The organism is Sphingorhabdus sp., from assembly GCF_044239005.1.
Lineage (GTDB): Bacteria > Pseudomonadota > Alphaproteobacteria > Sphingomonadales > Sphingomonadaceae > Sphingorhabdus_B.
Genome location: NZ_JBIICH010000028.1, coordinates 1 through 19,898 on the forward strand (window position 1 = coordinate 1; position 19,898 = coordinate 19,898).

At 57.9% G+C, this 19,898-nt stretch carries 21 protein-coding genes; 2 read left to right on the forward strand and 19 right to left on the reverse strand.

The genetic code is table 11. The features are described 5' to 3' along the window. The 10 genes from mraY to ACILQA_RS03825 form a co-directional block, all read right to left on the reverse strand. On the reverse strand, positions 1-742 hold a 742-nt coding region (gene mraY, locus ACILQA_RS03780; RefSeq protein ID WP_395628484.1), incomplete at its 3' end, for a phospho-N-acetylmuramoyl-pentapeptide-transferase. Beyond that, positions 742-2,127 carry a UDP-N-acetylmuramoyl-tripeptide--D-alanyl-D-alanine ligase gene (murF, locus tag ACILQA_RS03785; RefSeq protein ID WP_395628485.1) on the reverse strand — a complete coding sequence of 462 codons (1,386 nt, stop codon included), beginning with the start codon at positions 2,125-2,127 and terminating at the stop codon, positions 742-744. The genes mraY and murF, both read right to left, overlap by 1 nt. Then, positions 2,124-3,551: a UDP-N-acetylmuramoyl-L-alanyl-D-glutamate--2,6-diaminopimelate ligase gene (locus ACILQA_RS03790; protein WP_395628486.1), complete on the reverse strand. Its 1,428-nt coding sequence runs from the start codon at positions 3,549-3,551 to the stop codon at positions 2,124-2,126. Before ACILQA_RS03790 ends, murF begins: the two co-directional genes overlap by 4 nt. Then, positions 3,551-5,287 carry a peptidoglycan D,D-transpeptidase FtsI family protein gene (locus ACILQA_RS03795; RefSeq protein WP_395628487.1) on the reverse strand — a complete coding sequence of 579 codons (1,737 nt, stop codon included), beginning with the start codon at positions 5,285-5,287 and terminating at the stop codon, positions 3,551-3,553. The genes ACILQA_RS03790 and ACILQA_RS03795 overlap by 1 nt, the downstream gene beginning before the upstream one ends. Then, positions 5,287-5,916, reverse strand: coding sequence for a hypothetical protein (locus ACILQA_RS03800; protein WP_395628488.1), 630 nt, complete (start codon positions 5,914-5,916; stop codon positions 5,287-5,289). Before ACILQA_RS03800 ends, ACILQA_RS03795 begins: the two co-directional genes overlap by 1 nt. 8 nt (positions 5,917-5,924) lie before the next feature. Then, positions 5,925-6,881 (reverse strand): 16S rRNA (cytosine(1402)-N(4))-methyltransferase RsmH, encoded by a 957-nt coding sequence (gene rsmH / locus ACILQA_RS03805; protein WP_395628489.1) that lies wholly within the window; start codon positions 6,879-6,881, stop codon positions 5,925-5,927. Next, positions 6,878-7,366, reverse strand: coding sequence for a division/cell wall cluster transcriptional repressor MraZ (locus tag ACILQA_RS03810; protein ID WP_183941288.1), 489 nt, complete (start codon positions 7,364-7,366; stop codon positions 6,878-6,880). Before ACILQA_RS03810 ends, rsmH begins: the two co-directional genes overlap by 4 nt. Before the next feature lie 305 nt (positions 7,367-7,671). Continuing rightward, the gene (locus tag ACILQA_RS03815; RefSeq protein ID WP_395628490.1) at positions 7,672-8,505 is read right to left on the reverse strand and encodes a hypothetical protein; all 834 of its coding nucleotides are present in this window, start codon (positions 8,503-8,505) and stop codon (positions 7,672-7,674) included. 5 nt (positions 8,506-8,510) lie between these two features. Continuing rightward, entirely contained in the window at positions 8,511-8,786 is a 276-nt protein-coding gene (locus ACILQA_RS03820; RefSeq protein ID WP_395628491.1) for a hypothetical protein, read from the reverse strand. A gap of 29 nt (positions 8,787-8,815) precedes the next feature. Continuing rightward, positions 8,816-9,817, reverse strand: coding sequence for a cysteine synthase A (locus tag ACILQA_RS03825; RefSeq protein WP_395628492.1), 1,002 nt, complete (start codon positions 9,815-9,817; stop codon positions 8,816-8,818). A gap of 228 nt (positions 9,818-10,045) precedes the next feature. On the opposite strand from ACILQA_RS03825, the gene ACILQA_RS03830 reads away from it, so the two are divergent. Together ACILQA_RS03830 and ACILQA_RS03835 are read left to right on the forward strand one after the other, a co-directional pair. Next, a complete protein-coding gene (locus ACILQA_RS03830; RefSeq protein WP_395628493.1) occupies positions 10,046-12,142 on the forward strand; it encodes a TonB-dependent receptor in 2,097 nt (698 codons plus the stop codon). A 100-nt stretch (positions 12,143-12,242) separates the two neighbouring features. Continuing rightward, the gene (locus tag ACILQA_RS03835; protein WP_395628494.1) at positions 12,243-12,365 is read left to right on the forward strand and encodes an entericidin A/B family lipoprotein; all 123 of its coding nucleotides are present in this window, start codon (positions 12,243-12,245) and stop codon (positions 12,363-12,365) included. A 461-nt stretch (positions 12,366-12,826) separates the two neighbouring features. Here the strand turns inward: ACILQA_RS03835 and tatC are convergent, their stop codons facing one another. The 9 genes from tatC to argS form a co-directional block, all read right to left on the reverse strand. Further along, a complete protein-coding gene (tatC, locus tag ACILQA_RS03840) occupies positions 12,827-13,594 on the reverse strand; it encodes a twin-arginine translocase subunit TatC (protein WP_395628495.1) in 768 nt (255 codons plus the stop codon). Further along, entirely contained in the window at positions 13,591-13,938 is a 348-nt protein-coding gene (gene tatB / locus ACILQA_RS03845; RefSeq protein WP_395628496.1) for a Sec-independent protein translocase protein TatB, read from the reverse strand. The genes tatC and tatB overlap by 4 nt, the downstream gene beginning before the upstream one ends. 82 nt (positions 13,939-14,020) lie before the next feature. Next, positions 14,021-14,239, reverse strand: coding sequence for a twin-arginine translocase TatA/TatE family subunit (locus ACILQA_RS03850; protein ID WP_395628497.1), 219 nt, complete (start codon positions 14,237-14,239; stop codon positions 14,021-14,023). A gap of 65 nt (positions 14,240-14,304) precedes the next feature. Then, on the reverse strand, positions 14,305-14,913 hold the full coding sequence (gene scpB, locus ACILQA_RS03855) for an SMC-Scp complex subunit ScpB (RefSeq protein WP_395628498.1): 609 nt from the start codon (positions 14,911-14,913) through the stop codon (positions 14,305-14,307). Beyond that, a complete protein-coding gene (locus ACILQA_RS03860) occupies positions 14,910-15,692 on the reverse strand; it encodes a segregation and condensation protein A (RefSeq protein WP_395628499.1) in 783 nt (260 codons plus the stop codon). The genes scpB and ACILQA_RS03860 overlap by 4 nt, the downstream gene beginning before the upstream one ends. After that, positions 15,689-16,738 (reverse strand): beta-N-acetylhexosaminidase, encoded by a 1,050-nt coding sequence (gene nagZ / locus ACILQA_RS03865; RefSeq protein ID WP_395628500.1) that lies wholly within the window; start codon positions 16,736-16,738, stop codon positions 15,689-15,691. The genes ACILQA_RS03860 and nagZ overlap by 4 nt, the downstream gene beginning before the upstream one ends. 75 nt (positions 16,739-16,813) lie before the next feature. Further along, entirely contained in the window at positions 16,814-17,320 is a 507-nt protein-coding gene (locus ACILQA_RS03870) for a DUF1993 domain-containing protein (RefSeq protein WP_395628501.1), read from the reverse strand. A gap of 65 nt (positions 17,321-17,385) precedes the next feature. Next, positions 17,386-18,054 (reverse strand): SPOR domain-containing protein, encoded by a 669-nt coding sequence (locus tag ACILQA_RS03875; RefSeq protein WP_395628502.1) that lies wholly within the window; start codon positions 18,052-18,054, stop codon positions 17,386-17,388. A gap of 16 nt (positions 18,055-18,070) precedes the next feature. Further along, positions 18,071-19,792: an arginine--tRNA ligase gene (gene argS, locus ACILQA_RS03880; RefSeq protein WP_395628503.1), complete on the reverse strand. Its 1,722-nt coding sequence runs from the start codon at positions 19,790-19,792 to the stop codon at positions 18,071-18,073. Positions 19,793-19,898: the final 106 nt, after the last annotated feature.

Consider the following 19,898-nt stretch of genomic DNA (forward strand, 5'->3'; position numbering starts at 1 on the left):
CCAAACCAGCGCCTACAATTGCGCCGCACAACATCGCAAGATCGCCAGCGCCCAAGTAAAAGGGAATGCCCAAATAGTCCGCATATTTGGCGTTACCCACCATGTAGACGATGATCATGAACGCGACTGACGCGATAATCACGGGCATAGTGGCCAAGCCGTCAAGGCCATCGGTTAAGTTCACTGCATTGCCAAAGGAGACAATGACAAACGCGCCAAACGGCACATACCACCAACCCAGATCAACAACAGGGCCATTGACGAAGGGCAAATACAACATGCCGCCTGATTGCGAGACAATCAGCGATACCGCAACGCCCGCAATCGCAAACTCCATAAGCAGCCGGACCCTGCCCGAAACGCCCTTGTGACTGCGCTTTTTGACCTTGTCATAATCATCAAGGAACCCGACGGTACCAAAGCCTACGGTGACCAGCAGACATGCCCAAACATACACATTGGTCAGGTCCATCCACAGCAACATCGAAACGCCGACTGACACCAATATCATCAGGCCGCCCATGGTCGGCGTACCGACCTTGGCGAGGTGGGATTGCGGACCATCGCTGCGAATGGGCTGGCCTTTGCCCTGACGGACACGCAGCATGCTGATGAAGCGCGGGCCGATCATGAGGCCGATAATCAGCGCGGTGGCAACGGCTGCGCCCGAACGGAAACTGAGATAGCGGATAAGGTTTAACAGACCCGGGAAACCAAGATATTCGGCCAATATATACAGCATTAGTTTTTCCCACCCGTCAGCGCGCTGACGATGGAGGAAAGTCCCATACTATTGGAACCTTTGACCAATATCGTGTCTGATGCGCAAAGATAATTTTGCAGAAGGGCCAATGCCTCCTGCGCGGTCGCGCAATGCGCGAAATTGGCTGGCCCCTCAACCCCTGCGTTCAACTCTTGGGCGAGAATTTCCATCTCCTGACCGACGAGCAATGCAAAATCCACCTTTGCGGCGGCCAAGGGTGCGGCGAGTGCGCTGTGATATTGCGCACTTTTTGCCCCAAGTTCCTTCATCGAACCCAAAACAGCAATCCGGCGGCCACCGGATGCTTGGCCCAACTGGCCAATCGTCGCCAGCATCGATGCAGGGTTGGCGTTGTAGCTTTCGTCAATAAGGTGGCCGGTGCCATCGCCAATGCGAATGCTATGGCGCGCACCGCGCCCGGCAAGGCCGCCCATTTCCGCCATGGCAAGGCCTGCCGAAGCCAGATCGCCGCCTGCTGCGCTAACCGCGGCCAACACCGCCATGCTGTTGGCAATCCAATGTTCGCCGGGCTGCGACAGCGTGAAGGACAGCATATTCTCGCACACTTTCGCCGTGATCAGCGTGCCGCATTCTGCAGGCATATGGTCAACCACACGGACATCGGCATCCGCGCTAAAGCCAAAGGAGATGAGGTTGCCGGCATATTTTTCGGCCGCCGCACGAAGCCGCGGATAATGGCGATTATCGGCGGGCAGGATGGCCGTGCCGCCGTCGGCCAAGCCTTCAAATATCTCCGCCTTGGCATCTGCAATGCCGCTCTCATCCTTGAAAAATTCGATATGCGCCGGGGCAATGGTGGTGATAATCGCGACTTCGGGTCGCACAATCTTGCTGAGCGCCCGCATTTCACCGGCATGGTTCATGCCCATTTCGAAAATACCGAAATCGCAGTCTGCGGGCATGCGCGCAAGGCTGAGCGGAACGCCGACATGGTTGTTATAGCTTTTGACCGACCGGTGCGCACGCCCGCGTGAATAGCGGTCCAGCGCAGCATAAAGCGCCTCTTTGGTCCCCGTTTTACCCGCAGAACCCGTCACGCCGATAATCTTGGCCTTGGTCCGTGCGCGTGACGCATGGCCAAGTGCCTCGAGCGCCTGCATCGTGTCGCTGACCAGAATATGCGGGAAAGGCACGGGCTGCGACACAATCGCGCCAGCGGCACCATTGGCAAATGCTTTTTCAACGAACAAATGCCCGTCCGTTTCGGCACCCTTTAGCGCAAAGAACAAATCCCCCGCCCCGATTTCGCGGGAGTCGAACGCGACACCATGGACATCAAAATGTCCCGCAGCCGTTCCTCCGGTTGCGGCCAGCAATTCTTCAAAAGTCCACAAGGGCGTCATGCTGCACATTCCCGGGCTACTTCGACATCGTCAAACGGCAAAACACGGCCCATGATGATTTGTCCTTGTTCGTGCCCCTTGCCCGCGATCAGGACGATATCATCGGGTTCGGCATGTTCGATGGCAAAGGCAATAGCATAGCGCCGGTCGCCAATTTCATGTGCGCCGGGCGCGCCCGCCATGATATCCGCACGGATAAGCGATGGATCTTCGCTGCGTGGATTATCGTCGGTCACAATCACAATGTCGGAATCGGCAACCGCAACCGCACCCATTTCCGGACGCTTGCCCGTATCGCGGTCACCACCTGCACCAAATACCGTGATCAGCTTGCCCTTTGTATGCGGACGCAATGCCGCGATTGCCGCGCGCAGGCCGTCGGGTGTGTGGGCATAATCGACATAGACGGGTGCGCCGCTTTTGGTGATGACGGCGCGCTCCAGTCGGCCACGGACGGGCTGCAACCGCGCGAGATGTGACAGCAGGCTTTCCACGTCGCCGCCACTTGCCATCACAATGCCCGCGGCGACAAGCGCGTTGGCGGCTTGATACGCACCAATCAACGGCAGTTTCACTTTGTACACGTCACCCTGAATCCGCAGCTCAAGCGTCTGGCCAAGCTGCGTGGCTTCGCGCGAGAGCAGTTGCACGCCCTTGCCCTTTTCGCCGACGGTAATCATCCGCAAGTCGCGCTTGCGCGCCCGTGCAATGACTTGGTCCGACCAGACATCATCTGCCCAGATGACGGCGCAGCCATTTTCATCGACCACCTCGTCGAACAAACGCATCTTTGCGTCGAAATAGCGTTCCATCGTGCCATGATAATCGAGATGATCGCGGCTCAAATTCGTGAATGCGGCGACCGAAACCCGAACGCCTTCGCTGCGATATTGCGACAGACCGTGGCTGGACGCTTCAAATATCGCATGGCTTACGCCTTCGCGGGCCAGACCGGACATGTTCGCAAGAAAGGTCACAATATCGGGCGTTGTCAGTCCCGTCGTTGTTTGATCCGACGCCGTTGTAATGCCCAAGGTGCCGATCGACGCCGCATTGTGCCCCGCCATGCGCCACAGCTGCCGGGTGAGTTCAGCGGTCGATGTCTTGCCATTTGTACCCGTGACCGCGGCAATCTGCCCGGGAAAGGGACGGAAATAATTGGCGGCCAATTGCGCAAAAGCGCGGCGTGGCTCCGTATCGGCGATATGCAATGCGCCAACGACTGTTGCCTCCGGACGCGCGACGATAGCCACCGCACCCGCGGCAATCGCGGCATCGATGAAATCTTCGCCGTTGAAACTGGCGCCCTGAAAGGCACCAAAAACTGTTCCGGGCGCAATCTTCCGATGGTCGATGGCAAAGCCGGTCACTGTTCTGTCGGCAAATGCCGGATCGGCATCGCTTACCAATTGCCCGAGCTTCACTATTGCTCTCCCTTCGCCTTCCACAATAAAGGCATCAATTCCGATACATCAACATCGCGTTTCATGTCAGGGATAATTCCCATCAACGGACCGATGCGTGTAATCGTCTTCCGCACCACCGGCGCTGCGGTATAGCCTGCCGTCCGCTGAAAGCTTGATGCTTCCGTGCCCTTTGGCTCATCCAGCATCACAAGCACAACATAACGCGGGTTATCCATCGGGAAAGCCGCCGCAAAGGTCGAAACAACCAGCGTACGGTTATAACCGCCAACGCCCGGCTTTTCGGCCGATCCTGTCTTGCCACCGACGCGATAGCCCAAGGCGTCGGCTTTGTTGCCCGTGCCGTCGACGACGATCATCCGCATAAGCTGCCGCATCCGAGCACTGGTAGCCGCGGTAAAGACGCGCTTGCCGGGGATTTTGGCATCCGATTTCGTCTTGAACATCGTGGCCGGCCGGTAAATGCCGCCATTGACCATCGCTGCATATGCGCTGGCCAAATGCATGGGGGTAACGGCGATACCATGTCCGAAACCAACGGTCATATTGGTCAGGCGATCCCATGATTTGGGATAGAGCGGCATGGCCTTCTCTGCCAATTCGATGTCGGGACGCGCATTAAAGTGCATAGTGCGCAACATCGCATCCATACGGGCAGCACCCAATTGGTCAGAAATTTGTGCAGTTACAATATTCGAACTGTGAATCAACGCATCTGGCGTATTCATCCAGCGGTTCGACGGATGCGAATCCCGGATTTTAAACCTGCCGAATTGAAGCGGCTTGGTCGCGTCATACCGAACCGAAAGATCGCGCACTGTGCCTGCGTCCAACGCAGCGGCCACGGTCAGCGGTTTGAAGGTGGAGCCGAGTTCATACACGCGGTTCGTGACGTTGTTCGTTTGCCGCGAAATCGGGTAGCGGCCATCGACAATCGGCTGTCCAAGGTCCGGAATATTTGCGAACGACGGCCGGTTGGGGTTGAACGACGGCAATGTTGCCATGGCGAGCACCTCACCCGTCGTGACATCCAATATGACGCCAGCTGCACCTTTTGCGTTCGTTGCGGTCATGCCCGAAGCAAGCTCGCTTTCAAGCGCGGCCTGCACGCGGACATCCAAAGCCAAATTCAGCGGGGTCGAGCGCTTCGAAGGATCGCGCAGATAATCGTTCATGACCCGCTCCATCCCCATCGCACCGCGGCCATCGCGGTTTACGAAACCGAGGACGTGCGCCGCCATGTCATGCTGCGGGTACAGACGCGTTGCCTCACGCGGGAATTCTATGGCAATCTCGCCAAGGTCGTGCACCTGCTTGACTTGCTCGGGCAGCGCGCGCTTGCGCAGATAGCCGGGTTTGTCAGCAGTCAATTTGGCATAAAATTCTGCAGCCGGTGTATCGGGGAAGATGGCGGCAAGCTGGTTGGCCAATTGCTTACGGTCGCCCAGCAGGTCAGCAGGCTTCACCCAAATGGCATAGCCATAGATGCTGCGCGCCAACGGAACGCCGTTGCGATCAACGATATCGCCGCGTTCGGGCACATATTCCGTGCTGGTTGCGCCATAAGCCCGCGAGCTTTCAAATAAGGCGAGCGTCGCCAAGCGCCCGATGAGCAAGACGACGAACATGCCAAAAGCGGCGAGTAAAACCAGCAGCCGCCAAAAACCGTGCGCTGCAAACGGAGGCGTACCGACGCCGCTTTTCCGGGTCGTGGTGCGGGCCGTTTGCGGCGTCATTAACGGCGGCGTTCGTTAGCAGCTTTTGCCGAAATATCGCGCAAAAGGTCGTCCGACAAAAGCTTTTCATCCATCCGCGCCAAACGCTCGGTGCGGCTCTGCTCTACTTTCGGAGCCTCTACTTTCGCCGCAGCACGCTTTACCGGGGTGGCGAAGATTTTAACGTCGTTGGCCGCAAGTTTCGTGGCGGCGGCCTTAGTGGCGACAGCCTTCGTGGCAGCGGCCTTTGGCGCTGCTTGCTTTGGCGTTTCGGCAACAGCTTCCTTCACTACCGCAGGCTCGGCAACAACTTGCGGCGCCGGGACAGTGGCAGCAGCCATCATGACGGGCTTGGTCTCAGGAAGATCACCAGTCAGGCTGGCAAGCGCAGCTTCGCCATTGACAAATTGGTCCGCCGCAGGGGGCTGATAACCGTACAAAAGCTCGTTCCACTCTTCCAACTGCTGCAGGCTGGCACGCGTGCGGATTTCCGCCTGAAGGAAGCTGATTTCCCGCTTCGTGTCCATAATTTCACGGTCAACCGCGACAAGATTACTGTGCATCGCCGCAACGTTCAGCGACAGCGGATAGAGCAGGATCGCAACCATAAACACCAGCGCAAGCCAGCCTAGGTTTCTAAGTCGTTGCATGGCGAGACTCATGCTGCCAGTCCTCCTGTTGCCCATGCGGGTGCGTGTGTGCGGGTTGCGGATCGCAAGGTGGCGGAACGCGACCTTGGGTTGCGGGTAAGTTCGGCTTCTGAAGGGCGAATAGCTTTATCCGCCTTTTCAAAGGTAGGTTGCGGTCCGGCGCTGCCGACCATTGGCACATGACGTGAACCAGCGCTCTCTGCGCCACTGCGGCGACGCAGGAACTGCTTCACGATGCGATCTTCAAGGCTGTGGAACGTCACAACAGCAAGACGACCGCCGGGCTTAAGCATACGCTCGGCAGCTTCCAATCCGTCGGTCAATTCGTCGAGCTCGCGGTTCACATGAATGCGGATCGCCTGAAAAGCCCGAGTGGCGGGATCTTTTGGCGCGCCGGGCTTGTGACCGACGGCTTTACGAACGATGGCCGCGAGTTGCGCGGTAGTTTCGATGGGCCGTGCCGCAACGATCGAACGGGCGATGCGCCGTGAGCGGTGCTCTTCACCATAACGATAGATGATGTCGGCAATATCGGCTTCGTCGGCTTCGTTGACAAAGTCAGCGGCGGACATGCCGTCCTGCGCCATACGCATATCGAGCGGACCGTCTTTTTGAAACGAAAAGCCACGCTCTGCGCGGTCGAGTTGCATCGACGACACGCCGATGTCGAGAACAACGCCATCGACCGACATTATGTCGTCGGCCATCAGCACGTCGTCCATGATAGAAAAGCAGGCCGGGTAAAGACGCAAAGCGCCCCCACTGCGGCCTGCAAGGTCCGCACCTTCTGATAGTGCATCAGGATCGCGGTCGAACGCGTAAACGCGCGCACCGCCAGCCAGTATCGCTTGGCTGTATCCGCCTGCACCAAAGGTACCATCCACGATCTCATCGCCAGGGGTGATGGCAAGAGAGTGAATCACTTCATCCAGTAAGACTGGAATATGGGGGGCCGGCGCGCTCATTTGTCGCGCTTGCCTTGGGACAGCCAATAGTTCAGCTCGTCCTTAACGGGGTTGAACGCGGCTGGCGCTTCCTTCAGAAAAACGTCAGGGTTCCAAAGCATGAAATGCGTGGTCGCACCGAAGAAAAATGCACGGTCGTCAATGCGACCAAAATGCTTGAGCATCGGTGACAGCACGAAACGGCCGCTGGCTTCAAAAGCGGTTTCAAAGATGGAAGATGCCGAAACGCCAGCCAGTTCGCGGTCAAAGTCTGTGCCGCGGTTAACGGCGCTTTGCCATTGCGCCTCAATGTCTGCGCGCAGCTTGAGGCGTTCGGCACTGCCAAAACCGATGAGGCAAGGAAGGCTGCTGTGGCGCGAAATGCACACGCTGTTGCTGCCGCTGGATTGCAATACGCTGTCGCGGATTTCGGCGGGTATAGTCGTGCGGCCCTTGGCGTCGACACCCGACACCCCCGAACCTGCATAGACCACCAACGCTGACACCGTCCAAAACACCCCTATAAAAAGGGCGCAGAACGACAATCATGGCAAAGCCCTTTGCCATGCGGACGCCGTAACGACCGATATTATCAGTTATCCACCCCTTGGATGACACTGCATAGCAAGGGATTTTATGGATGAAAAGAGGGATTTTATGGGAAAATTAGGGTGGTAAATATTAATATACTGAAAACATTATATAATTTTTTTCCTCATATAAAAATAATGTGCGAAATGAACATGAAACCTTGGGCAGATATGGGTGTGAAGCATGGATTTTCCGCAGATTTCCGGTGCCAAGCCCATTTCTACCCCGAATGTCCCACAAAATCCCCGGATATGGAATCGCTTTCGTGCAAGCGCGCCAGCAATGATTCCACCCAAGTCAAATTGCCGAATTCATCGCCGCCGGTCAGCACGCGCATGCCCCGCCCTTCCCAATAGGCCGTATCGAGCAAATCGGCGTCGGCAACGAGCAAAGCGCGGCCTTTGCCAATCTTGCAATCCGCCAAAAGGCCGCCTTCCGCTAACGCACATCGCGCTGAACCGTCGCGGTTGATTTTTAGCCACTCGCCGGGTGTTTGCGTGCGGATGCTCAGCTTGCCAATCTTGCGAATTGCCATCGGTTCCGCATCGGCAAGGGGCAGCACAAGCTCAAGGCTCCAATGCGCAAATAAGGGGGATAGCATCGATGTGAACAACGGCCTGCGCTTATCGCCCAATGGATAGAGGCTTCCCCACTGCAGCGCAGGATCGGCGAGGATCAAAATACGCCCGCCCTTGCGCACCCAGCTATCCAGTTGGACAAGCTCGGCCGGGCTAAATGCCCGCGGCTGCGCCAACAACAGCATGCGCCGCTCTGCAAGGTCGCGCACATCATCGAGCGGCTGAACATCATAGCTTTCGCTGAGCCGCGCGAACGCAGGGTGCGGCTTGGCATCGTCGGCAAGGTCCGCTTCAACGCCGCCCTCGCTCCATTGCAGCGGCAACGTGGTCATCAACCCCAATATGGGTTTCGGGCCATCGGGCGCAGGCCGGGTAAAGGCATAAGCCAGCAACGACGACATGAGCACCAGCGTAACGGCGAGCAGCAGCAAAAGCGGGCGCCTTTTGCCGCCGAAACGCGCACGCAAGTTCATCATAATGGTTACTGCGGCCGGCCGCGCGGTGGTGTGGCGCTCATCGGCTTCGTGGCGCTTTCATCCTTGGCCACAGGGGTCACGCCCAGTTCAGCCAGTGGCTCATCCGGGGTTTGTTTCTTCATTTCGGTAATCGGCGTCGCGTCCATTGTTCCCGGCGTCTGCGGACTGTCGCTGACACGATCCAAGACCATCGTCGCCAAGGTTACGAACAGGAGCACGACGACCAAGCCAACGACGCCGACCTGAATACGCTGAATTGCGGATTGCTTTTGCTCAATCACCTGCGATCTCCTGTAAACCGTCGTGCGCGTTATTGCGCCGCGCTGTCCATTTGCCAAGGCATGGGGTCAAGATTTTTGCTGCGCATCCATTCCGGATTGTAAATCGTCGACAGATAACGGAAACCCGTGTCGCACAATATCGTTGCGATACGCGCTTTTGGGCCAAGCTGTTTGCCCAAGGCGACCGCACCGGCGACGTTAATGCCTGACGACAAGCCAAGGCAAAGCCCCTCCTCCGCCAACAAACGCCGGACCCATATCATGCCCTCTTCGTCCGATATGCGGAACTGCGTATCAATTGGCGCGCCATCCAGATTGGCGGTGATGCGTCCCTGACCAATGCCCTCGGCAACCGACGTGCCTTCGGCGCTTAATTCACCATTGGCATAATAATTATACAATGATGCACCATGCGGATCCGTCAGCGCGATGGTGACATTTTCATCCTTCGCCTTCAGGCCAAGTCCTACCCCAGCGATGGTGCCGCCCGTCCCTGCGGCACAGGTGAAGCCATCGACCCTGCCCTCCATTTGCGCCCAGATTTCTTCGGCCGTGGTTTCGATATGCGCGCGGCGGTTGGCGATGTTATCAAACTGGTTCGCCCACACCGCATTGTCGGTTTCTTCGGCCAAGCGGCGCGAGGTGTGCACGAAATGCCCGGGGTTGGAATAAGGCGCAGCAGGAACAAGCACGAGCTCGGCGCCAAGCGCGCGCAACGTGTCTTTTTTCTCTTGGCTTTGCGTTTCGGGCATGACGATGATCGTTTTGTACCCCAGCGCATTAGCCACCAGCGCAAGGCCGATACCGGTATTACCCGCCGTCCCTTCCACAATCGTGCCGCCGGGCTGCAACAGCCCCTGCCGTTCGGCATCGCGCACAATGTATAATGCCGCGCGATCTTTTACCGACGCGCCGGGATTGGCAAATTCGCATTTGCCAAAGATATCGCAACCTGCCGCCTCGCTTGGCCCTTTCAGGCGGACCAGCGGTGTGTTGCCAATTAAATCCAATGTCGAAGTCAGCATGTTCATAGCCGAGATAGTTAGTCGCGTTGTTGGCCATCCGCAACCCGGTGTCGCGTAAAGGGCAGTCTTCGGCGCGCCATTAAGACCCCATGACATCGCCCGCGCCGCCGAATGGGAATTAGGTATTGATATATTATATCATATTCTATACGGATCGTCCCACAGTCGCCAAATGCATGACAGGATCACACCAATCTCATGAAAATCGCCCGCTTTCACGTTTTCGCCGCCAGCATGACAGCATTGTCGGTTGCGCTATCTGCACCCGCTTATGCGCAGCAGACCGGCAGCACCGGCGCTTCGGCAGCCGCGCCGCAGACAGATGATTTTCACGGCACCGAAGAAATCGTTGTCACCGCGCCTTATGTTGAGCGGCTCGATATTCTGTCCGGAACGTCGGCGGTGTCCGGGGACCTATTGGCCGAGAAAACCCGCGCGCAATTGGGCGACATTCTTTCCAGCCTGCCCGGCGTATCGGCCACCAGCTTTTCACCCGGCGCATCGCGGCCGGTGCTGCGCGGATATCAGGGCAACCGCGTCGCCGTGCTCACCGACGGCATTGGCAATATTGATGCGTCCAACACCTCTGCCGACCATGCGGTCACCATCGATACGCTAACCATTGAGCGTATCGAAGTGCTCCGCGGTCCTGCGGTCCTTTTATTTGGTGGCCAAGCCGTTGGCGGCGCGGTCAACGCGCTCGACAAGCGCATTCCGCGTGCGGTTCCCAAGGAAGCCGTCCATGTCGATGCGCTTGCTGGCTATGGCAGCGCGGCGCACGATTGGTCCGGCGGGGCATCGGTTGATGTGCCGGTGACGGACCGGGTCGTCGTCCATCTGGATGGTAGCTATCGCAACAGCGACGATCTGCGCACCGGCGGCTATATCCTTGCGCCTAGCTTGCGCGCCGAGGTGCTGGATTTCGCGGCGGAAGAAACCAGCGAAGGCAATCTCGAAGAGGCGGCCGAAGCACTTGAACTAGCGGGCCAAAGCGGCCGCATTCCCAACAGCGCGGTGAAAAGCTGGACCGCAGCGGGCGGCATCGCCTTCATCGACGATGGCGGCAATTTGGGCCTGTCCTACAGCATTTATGACACCAATTACGGCATCCCTGCCCGCCCCGGCAGTGGGCACGCACATGCCGATGGCGGCGAAGAGGAAGCGCCGGTTACCATTGGCATGCGGCAATATCGTTTCGATGTCCGCGGCGAAGTGGATTTGGGCGATGGCCTGTTTGAAAAGCTGCGCCTGCGGGCGGGCTATGCCAATTACAGCCACACCGAATTTGAAGGTGACGAGATCGGCACCATTTTCAACAGCAAGGGGATTGAGGCCCGCGCTGAATTTATCCAAAATGATCGTGGTGGCTGGCGCGGCGCAAGCGGCGCGCAATATCAATCCCGCGATCTGGACGCGATTGGTGCAGAAGCATTCGTGCCGCCAAATAAGAGCCGGCAATTTGGATTGTTCACGTTGCAGGAATTCACCGCCGGAAATCTCGACGCCGAAGTCGCGTTGCGTTTTGATACCGCCGAACTGCGCGCGGACATATTGGGTATCAACCGCTCGTTCAACAATGCCTCTGCCGCCTTTGGCGTTGGGTACCATGTCGGCGATTTGAAGATCGGCGCGAACCTGTCACGCACGGGCCGCGCGCCAGCGGTCGAGGAGCTATTCTCCAACGGTCCGCATATCGCAACGCAGGCGTTTGAAGTCGGCGACCCGTTGCTGAAGAGCGAGCGCGCGTGGAATGGCGAGCTGTATGCGCGTTATGACACGGCGGACACCGCATTCAACCTGACGCTATACACCAACCGGTTCGACAATTTCATTTACGAAGCGGAAACAGGCGCCGTTGAAGACGACCTGCCCGTGTTCCAATATTTTCAGGACGATGCCAAGGTTTGGGGCGTCGAGTTTCAGGGATCGCAAAATGTCGCGCGCTTTGGCGATGTGGACCTGAAGGTTGATGCTGTTGCCGATTATACGCGGGCCAAAATTTCGGGCGGTGCAGGCAATGTCCCGCGCATCCCGCCTTTGCGTGTGTTGGGCGGCGTGGAGCTGAACGGCACCCGCCTTGACCTGCGCGGTGAAGTCGAATGGAGCGATGCCCAAACGAAAACAGCGCCGTTCGAAACCGCGACCGATGGCTTCACTTTGGTCAATGCGACCGCGACATGGCGTCCGTTTGGCAGCGACCGCAACATTGCGCTGATCGCGTCTGCGAACAATATTTTCGACGTTGTCGCCCGCCGGTCGGCATCTTTCACGAAAGATTTTGTTCCGCTGTCCGGTCGCGATTTCCGTTTATCCGCGCGTATCAGCTTTTAACGCCAACCGCGCCGCCATAAGCGCGCAACCGGAACATAGCGCCGCATGCCACGTTCTATCTGGGAGTCTGCAGTGTCAGACGCGAATGATGGAGAATGTTATGCGCAAATTTGCTACGATCATCCTGCTTTCGGCTTCCTTGCTGGCTGCGGCCTGCAACACGGTCAAAGGCGTCGGCGAAGATATTGAATCGGTCGGCGAAGCGGGCGACCGCGCCATCTAAGGAAGGGATAATCTTTCCAACATCGGCAAGATTATTTCCTACAAAAACCGAACGCGGCCATGCTGCGTGCAAAAGGGGGACGGCCGGCGCGGAAGCGCTGGTGCGTGCTTCCGGCTGATGGTGTTGGTTGATTAAGGCCCGCTTGTTCCATCAGGCTATTGCCCCCGGGCCGCCTTTGCTGGCTGGCATGCTGTCCATCGGGGGAAAGGTTCGTAAACCCCTAAAGGCTGTCCGCAAAAGACAGGACGGTTTCCCGCCACATCCAACCATGTTTGCGCTGTTCAGAGCTTGATGCAACAGGCCCTTTTTTCAGGCTGAAGCACGCACCCTATCGCGCCGACCGTGCCAACGGGTTTCCCCGCCAGCGTTCCCGTCATCCCGACCCACGTTCTAGACCGCCGCCTGCATGACGCGACTCGAATAACCGATATGGTTATTTGTAGGAAAGTTGTTTTTGCAACTTATTGTGTCGCCTCTTCAGCCGCTTCGGCTTTGGCGCGGCGGCGGCGGGTGAACCAGATGGCGACGAGCGCCATTTCAAACAATATGCACAAAGGAATGGCGAGCAGCAATTGCGAGACAACATCGGGCGGCGTCAGCACCGCAGCGATGGCAAATGCGCCGACAATCGCATAACGGCGTGCGCCCTTAAGCTGTTCCAGCGTCACAATCCCTGCGCGTTCCAACAGCATCAGCAGCACGGGCAACAGAAACGAAATGCCAAAGCCGAAAATGAACTTCATCACAAAGCTAAGATAATTGTCGACGCCCGGCAGCGCCTGTTGTTGAACGCCGCCAACATTTCCACCGAAACCCAACAGATATTCAAGCGCAACGGGGATCGCCATATAATAGGCCATCGACGCGCCAAGGATGAACAACACCGGCGTTGCCAGCAAAAATGGCAGAAACGCCCGCTTTTCCTTATTATACAATCCCGGCGCGACAAACCGCCACAGCTGCGTTGCAAATACGGGGAAAGAGAAGAAGCTGGCGGCGAAAAACGCGACCTTTATCTCGACAAAAAACGCTTCAAAGATTGCGGTGTAAATCAGCGTCTTTTGACCGGACTCAAGCAATGGCTGCACCAGAAAGCCGAAAATGGGCCGCGCAAAATATAGGCTGACGCCAAAGGCGATGGCGAGCGCCAGAAAGCTCCAGAGCAGACGGCTGCGCAGCTCAATCAAATGATCGAGCAACGGCATTTTGCTGTCATCAATATCGCTCATGCCTTCGCTGCCGTTTCTGCAGAGGGCGGATCTATCGGCAATTCGGGCTGAGCAACCGTTGCGTCGGCAGGCGCGGGATCATCCCCAAGGACATCGGCGCGTGGATCGGCGGGGTGTTCGCGCATGATGCGTTCGTTTTCCGCTTTCCACTTTTTCTCTAATTCTTCGATCTCTGACTGACGCACCATTTCGTCAAATCCGGAACGGAAATGTGCCGCGACACCGCGGGCTTTGCCCACCCATCTGCCAACAACGCGCAACGCCTTTGGCAAATCCTTTGGGCCAATGACCAGCAACGCCACAAGGACGACAAGCAACAGTTCGGAAGACGCGATGTCAAACATTCAATTGGCCAATCCGGCGGGCCGTAACGACGCCAAGCTTATCGGATGGCGTGTCAGGGTCAGTGTGGATACTGCCCCAATATTATTGGGTTTTATCGGTCTGCTTTTCGGCGTCGACAACGGTCGTGGAACCGATTTGTGGGGGAGCCTTTGACGCGTCGTCGTCTTCGCTCATGCCTTTTTTGAAGCTTTTAATGCCCTTGGCCACGTCGCCCATCATGTCGGAAAAACGGCCCTTGCCGAACAAGAGCAAAACCAGAATGCCGACAATCAGCCAATGCCAGATACTAAAACCGCCCATTTCAAACTCCTACCGGGGTTTGCCCCGAAAATTGCGACCGTGATCGCGCAGCTATCCCACCCTATCTAGGCGTTGTTTTCGTCAATTTCCAGTTCGCTGTCACTTTCTTCGCCCGCAAAATGCATATCGCCCATTGCGGTGTCGATCGGATCGAGCAGTCCGGCGGCTTTCAAATCGTCAATTCCCGGCAAATCCTTGCGACTAATAAGGCCGAAATGCGCCAGAAATCCGGCAGTTGTGGCGTAAATCAATGGGCGGCCGGGCACATCGCGCCGCCCTGCTGGCCGCACCCAGCCCGCCTCCATCAACACATCCAGCGTGCCTTTCGAAATCTGCACGCCGCGAATGGCCTCAATCTCCGCACGGCTCACAGGTTCGTGATAGGCGATGATCGCCAATGTTTCGACCGCAGCACGGCTAAGCTTGCGGCTTTCTTCGCGTTCGCGGCGCAAAACATAGGCAAGGTCGGCGGCTGTCTGGAAATGCCACGATTTGCCGCGCCGGACCAATTCGATGCCCCGCCCGGCATAATGCGCCTCCAGCTGCGCCAGCGCATCGGCGATATCGACGTCGTCGCCGACATAGCCGCGAATCTGCTCAACGGTCATGGGCTGATCACTGGCGAATAAGGTCGCCTCGACCGCGCGAACATGGGGGTCGCTTATTTTCGTCATGCTTTCACCCTTAACAACAATGGCGCAAATGTCGCCTCTTGCTGCAAATCAACAGCGCCGCGTTTCGCAAGCTCAAGCGCGGCCACAAAACTGGAGGCCAGCGCGGATTTGCGCAGTGCAGGTTCGGCATGGACGGGCAGAAACGCCTCAATCGATGTCCAATCGACCGCGCGGCCGATCATCGCGGATACGCGCTCCAGCGCTTCTTCCAGCGTCATGACTTGCCGTTTTTTCACGACATGCATCACCGGCTGCGTGCGCGCCTTTACCTGGCCATAAGCGGTGATGAGTTCGAAATAATCGCATTCCCAAGCCCGCGCCTTGACCACGCGCAAGCCTTCGGGATTGCCGCGCAAAAAGATATCCCGCCCCAGCCGGTCCCGCGCCATCAACCGCGCGCCGCTTTCGCGCATGGCATTCAGCCGTTCCAGCCGCAGCTGCAGGCGCAGCGCAAGCTCCTCTGGAGACGGGTCAATCGTCGGGTCCTTGGGCAGTAGCAGTGCGGATTTAAGATAGGCGAGCCACGCCGCCATCACCAGATAGTCCGCCGCCAGTTCCAGCTTCAACGCGCGGGCCTCATCAATGAAGACCAGATATTGTTCGACCAAGGCAAGGATCGACAGTTGCCGCAAATCGACCTTTTGATTGCGCGCCAGCGCCAGCAGCAGGTCAAGCGGACCTTCCCATCCGTCGATATCGATGGTCAGGACATTGGGTTCGGGAACGCTCTCGGTGCGGAGCGCATCTTGCTCTTCATCAAAGAGCAATTGCCCGGTCATGCCGCGCCTGTTGCTCCGCCGGTCAGCTTCGCACTTGTGTCCGCAAGCGCGAGCAGCTGATCCCGTTTATCGAGCAAATAAGCCAGTCGGTCGGCATCAAATGCGGGGACTGGCAAGGCCATCGCGCGGTCCAGCCGCGCCCGCGCCGCTGCAGTGATTTCAGGCAACATATCTGCAATCGCACGCATTTCGTCCAACCGGCCCCAGCAGTTGAGCGCGATGTCGCATCCCGCCTCAACACAGCGCAGCGCGCGTGTCGCCACGTCCCCCTGAAGCGCGTTCATATCGAGATCATCACTCATCAACAGGCCGTCAAAGCCGATATTTGCACGGATGATATCATTCAGGACATAAGGCGACATGGTTGCCGTGTGCTGATCATCCCACACATCATAGACCACATGCCCGGTCATGCCCATCGCGGCGCTGTTAAGCGCGCGAAATGGCGCAAGGTCTTGTTCCAACTCCGCCGCGCTGGCGGTGACATGCGGCAGGTCGTGATGGGTATCGACGCTGGCGCGGCCCTGCCCCGGCATATGTTTGACGACACCAATCACGCCGCCTTTCGCAAGACCGTCGAGGATCGCACGGCCAAGCGCGGCAACGCGCATCGGGTCGCTGCCCAGCGCGCGGTCACCGATGGCCGAATGCGTTTCGGGCACGCGGACATCCAGCACAGGCAAGCAATCGACGTTGATGCCGACTTCGTTGAGCGACAGCCCAATGGCTTCGGCATTGCAGCGCGCAGCCTCAATCGCGGTCATGGGTGCCACATCGTACAGCGCATCAAATGCGCCGCCGGCGGGAAAGTCCGGCCAGACGGGCGGACGCATCCGCGCAACGCGGCCGCCTTCCTGATCAATCAGAACAGGCACATCATCGCGGCCATGCAAGGTCCGCAGGCTGTCGGTCAGCGCGCGCACCTGCGCGCGGTCCTCAATATTGCGTTTGAACAGGATGTACCCCGCCGGTTCGACATCGCGAAACAGGCGTTTTTCATCATCAGTCAGGGTCAGGCCCGAAAGGCCAAATATCACGGGCTTCATGACGCGCAAGCTAGGGCCGCCGTGCCCCCAAGGCAAGCATGGAGCAGCGGCGCTTTGGCCCAAAGCTGTGTATAATTAACGGATTGCCCCAAGGAAATCGAGCTTACCCACGGGCACGCCCTTCATCCGCAGCAGCGCATAGGCCATGCTGAGGTGGAAGAAGAAATTGGGAATGGCAAAGCCGTGGACATACGTGTTGCCCGTGAAAGGTATGTCACCGCTTGGCGTGGTGAGCACGACTTTCGCGTCTTCGCGGCCTTCAAAACCATCGGCCGAGGCGGCTTCCAGAAACGCAATCGCCTTGGCCACGCGGCCCTGCACATCGGCGAAGCTGGCTTCATCATCAGCCCATGGCGTGTTTGCCACTTGGCCAACGCGCACAGCGACGAACTTTGCCGTATCGGTCACCATTTGCACCTGCCGCGTGAGCGGTGCCATGTCGTCGATCAGGCGCGCATCAAGCAGGTCGGACAGGGGCATGCCTTGCTCCGCCGCAAAAGCGCTGCCCTTTTCGAGCATGTTGGACAGGTTTTTCAGGCCGCGGATGAAAGCGGGAATGGCGACGTCATATAATGCAGGCATGTTCTTCTCCTTGAAGCGTGCGGGCGGCATAAGTTGCAAATGGAAACTTTACAACCGCAACGCCGCTACCGCACGATCAGGCAGTTTTCGCCCGCAACCTTCAGCTTTGCGCATAATTGCAGCGCTTCGGATGAATTTGCGGTCACCGCCTGAAGCCGGAAAACCTTGCGGCCACCTTCGACATTGGTTTCGGCGATTTTGCGGTTCATTCCGGCCAAAAAGCCAAAGCGTTTGTTCAGCGCAGCCCAAGCCGCGTCAGCCTTGGCAGAATCGCCGAACGCGCCGAGCTGCACCATGACTGCACTGGCAGATGGTGCAGCATTGGTAGCTGGCGCCGCCACTGGGGCAGATGCCATGGCAGCAGGTGGCGCGGCGGCTGCGATTTTCGCGGCGGTAACCAATGTCGCGCCAGTTTTGGTGCCTTCACTCGCGGCAAAGGCGGAGTCGCCCTCACCTTCAAATCTTTTGCCACCGGCGTCCTGAGGCTTGACCTTATAGGCGCCTGCGGGTGCGGCAATCAGTTGGCCGTTGCCGTTCGCGCCGCCGATCTGGTTACGCTGCAGCCAATAGATCGCGCCAATAATCGCTGCGAGCAAGACAAGCCCGGCAAGCAACATCACCGCGATCCTCAGCGGGGATGCACGATCATCATATTCGTAACCGTCAGCGGTTTCCAACCAGGGCAGACGATCGGGATCGTTGAGATTCAGTCCATTATTGTTGGTGTTGTTCATGCCGGTCCCCCAATTGCTACATATTGTAAGCGGCCTCGACGCCCATCAGGCGCAAACCATTGCGCAGAACTTGCCCGATATTGGTCGCCATGAAAAGCCTTGCGCCGGTTAACGCCGGGTCCTGGGGCAATATGAAGCGCTTGTCCGGTTGGTCATTGCCCAGGTTCCAATAGGCATGGAATGCCGCCGCCAAGTCATTGAGGTAAAAGGCAATACGGTGCGGTTCACCCGATTTGGCGGACGCTTCGACAATGCGCGGGAAGTTTGCAGCTTCGCGAATAAGGCCGATTTCAGCGTCGCCGAGCAACGCCAGTTCCGATCCGTCAACACCAAGCCCCTCGCCCTCTGCCTTGCGCAGTGTCGAGGCGATACGCGCATGGGCATATTGCACATAAAATACCGGATTGTCCTTCGACGCTTCGACCACCTTGGCAAAGTCAAAGTCCATCTGCGCATCGGATTTGCGCGTCAGCATCGTGAAGCGGACGACATCTTTGCCGACTTCTTCAATCACATCGGCGAGCGTGACAAAGCTGCCCGACCGCTTGGACATTTTCACGGGCTCACCGCCGCGCAGCAGGCGCACCATTTGCACAAGCTTGATATCGAAATCGACCTTGCCATCGGTCAGCGCGTTGACCGCCGCCTTGATACGCTTGACGGTACCCGCATGATCCGCGCCCCAAATGTCGATCATGGCGTCAACGCCCTGACTTTTCTGGAAATGATAGGCAAGGTCAGCGCCGAAATAGGTCCAGCTGCCGTTGGATTTCTTGATCGGCCGGTCTTGGTCATCACCAAATTGCGTCGATCGGAACAGCGGGAGCGTAACCGGCTCCCAATCTTCGATTTCCTTGCCCTTTGGCTTTTCCAATTCGCCGTCATAGACAAGGCCACGCGCGCGCAGTTCGCGCTCGGCAATGTCCGCCTTGCCCGCTTCATGCAGCTCGGCTTCGGATGAAAACAGGTCGTGGTGGATGCCAAGCAGGGCAAGGTCGGCCTTGATCATCTCCATCATCTCGGCAACCGCAGCCTTGCGGAACAGCGCAAGCCATTCTGCCTCTGGCTGGGCGACATATTGGTCGCCAAAACGCTCGGCCAGCCGCTGACCGACTGGAATCAGATAATCGCCGGGGTAAAGCCCTTCGGCGATTTCAATGGTCTCACCCAATGCCTCGCGATACCGCAAATGCGCAGACCGCGCCAAAACATCGACCTGCCCACCTGCGTCGTTGATATAATATTCGCGCACGACACGGTAGCCTGCGAACTCCATGAGCGCGGCAAGCGCATCGCCCACCACAGCGCCGCGGCAATGCCCCATATGCATTGGCCCCGTCGGGTTGGCGGAGACATATTCGATATTGACCGATTTGCCGTCACCACGGTGCGACCGCCCATAATCATCGCCAGCATGCGCAATGGAGCGGAGTTCATCAAGCCATGCCGATGCGTCGAGCCGCAAATTTAGAAAGCCCGGTCCCGCGATTTCGACAGCCGTCACGCCAGAAACCTTTGCCAACTCCGCCGACAAGGCTTCGGCCAATTGGCGCGGATTAAGCCCAGCGGGTTTGGCGAGCACCATCGCGGCGTTGGTCGATATGTCGCCATGCGATGGATCGCGTGGCGGTTCGACCGTCACATTAGTGCGATCAATGCCCGATGGCAGGGTCTTGCTGGCAACAAGTGCGTCCAGCGCATGATCGACATGCGCTGCATATTGTTCAAAAAGGGTCATCTTCGTGCCTTGAAAAAAGCGCGTATCAACGCGTTACATTATACCGCAGCTGATCTTCGGTCAGCTGGAACCCGATAAGCATTTCAAAGCTTGATCGGACGACCGC

Coding starts and splice junctions, on each gene's coding strand:
- ACILQA_RS03835 (WP_395628494.1), top strand. CDS start 12,243: ATGCGCAAATTTGCTACGATCATCCTGCTTTCGGCTTCCTTGCTGGCT.
- nagZ (WP_395628500.1), bottom strand. CDS start 16,738: ATGAAGCCCGTGATATTTGGCCTTTCGGGCCTGACCCTGACTGATGAT.
- ACILQA_RS03875 (WP_395628502.1), bottom strand. CDS start 18,054: ATGAACAACACCAACAATAATGGACTGAATCTCAACGATCCCGATCGT.
- tatB (WP_395628496.1), bottom strand. CDS start 13,938: ATGTTTGACATCGCGTCTTCCGAACTGTTGCTTGTCGTCCTTGTGGCG.
- scpB (WP_395628498.1), bottom strand. CDS start 14,913: ATGACGAAAATAAGCGACCCCCATGTTCGCGCGGTCGAGGCGACCTTA.
- argS (WP_395628503.1), bottom strand. CDS start 19,792: ATGACCCTTTTTGAACAATATGCAGCGCATGTCGATCATGCGCTGGAC.
- murF (WP_395628485.1), bottom strand. CDS start 2,127: ATGACGCCCTTGTGGACTTTTGAAGAATTGCTGGCCGCAACCGGAGGA.
- ACILQA_RS03830 (WP_395628493.1), top strand. CDS start 10,046: ATGACAGCATTGTCGGTTGCGCTATCTGCACCCGCTTATGCGCAGCAG.
- ACILQA_RS03850 (WP_395628497.1), bottom strand. CDS start 14,239: ATGGGCGGTTTTAGTATCTGGCATTGGCTGATTGTCGGCATTCTGGTT.
- ACILQA_RS03825 (WP_395628492.1), bottom strand. CDS start 9,817: ATGAACATGCTGACTTCGACATTGGATTTAATTGGCAACACACCGCTG.
- ACILQA_RS03860 (WP_395628499.1), bottom strand. CDS start 15,692: ATGACCGGGCAATTGCTCTTTGATGAAGAGCAAGATGCGCTCCGCACC.
- rsmH (WP_395628489.1), bottom strand. CDS start 6,881: ATGAGCGCGCCGGCCCCCCATATTCCAGTCTTACTGGATGAAGTGATT.
- ACILQA_RS03870 (WP_395628501.1), bottom strand. CDS start 17,320: ATGCCTGCATTATATGACGTCGCCATTCCCGCTTTCATCCGCGGCCTG.
- ACILQA_RS03800 (WP_395628488.1), bottom strand. CDS start 5,916: ATGCAACGACTTAGAAACCTAGGCTGGCTTGCGCTGGTGTTTATGGTT.
- tatC (WP_395628495.1), bottom strand. CDS start 13,594: ATGAGCGATATTGATGACAGCAAAATGCCGTTGCTCGATCATTTGATT.
- ACILQA_RS03795 (WP_395628487.1), bottom strand. CDS start 5,287: ATGACGCCGCAAACGGCCCGCACCACGACCCGGAAAAGCGGCGTCGGT.
- ACILQA_RS03815 (WP_395628490.1), bottom strand. CDS start 8,505: ATGATGAACTTGCGTGCGCGTTTCGGCGGCAAAAGGCGCCCGCTTTTG.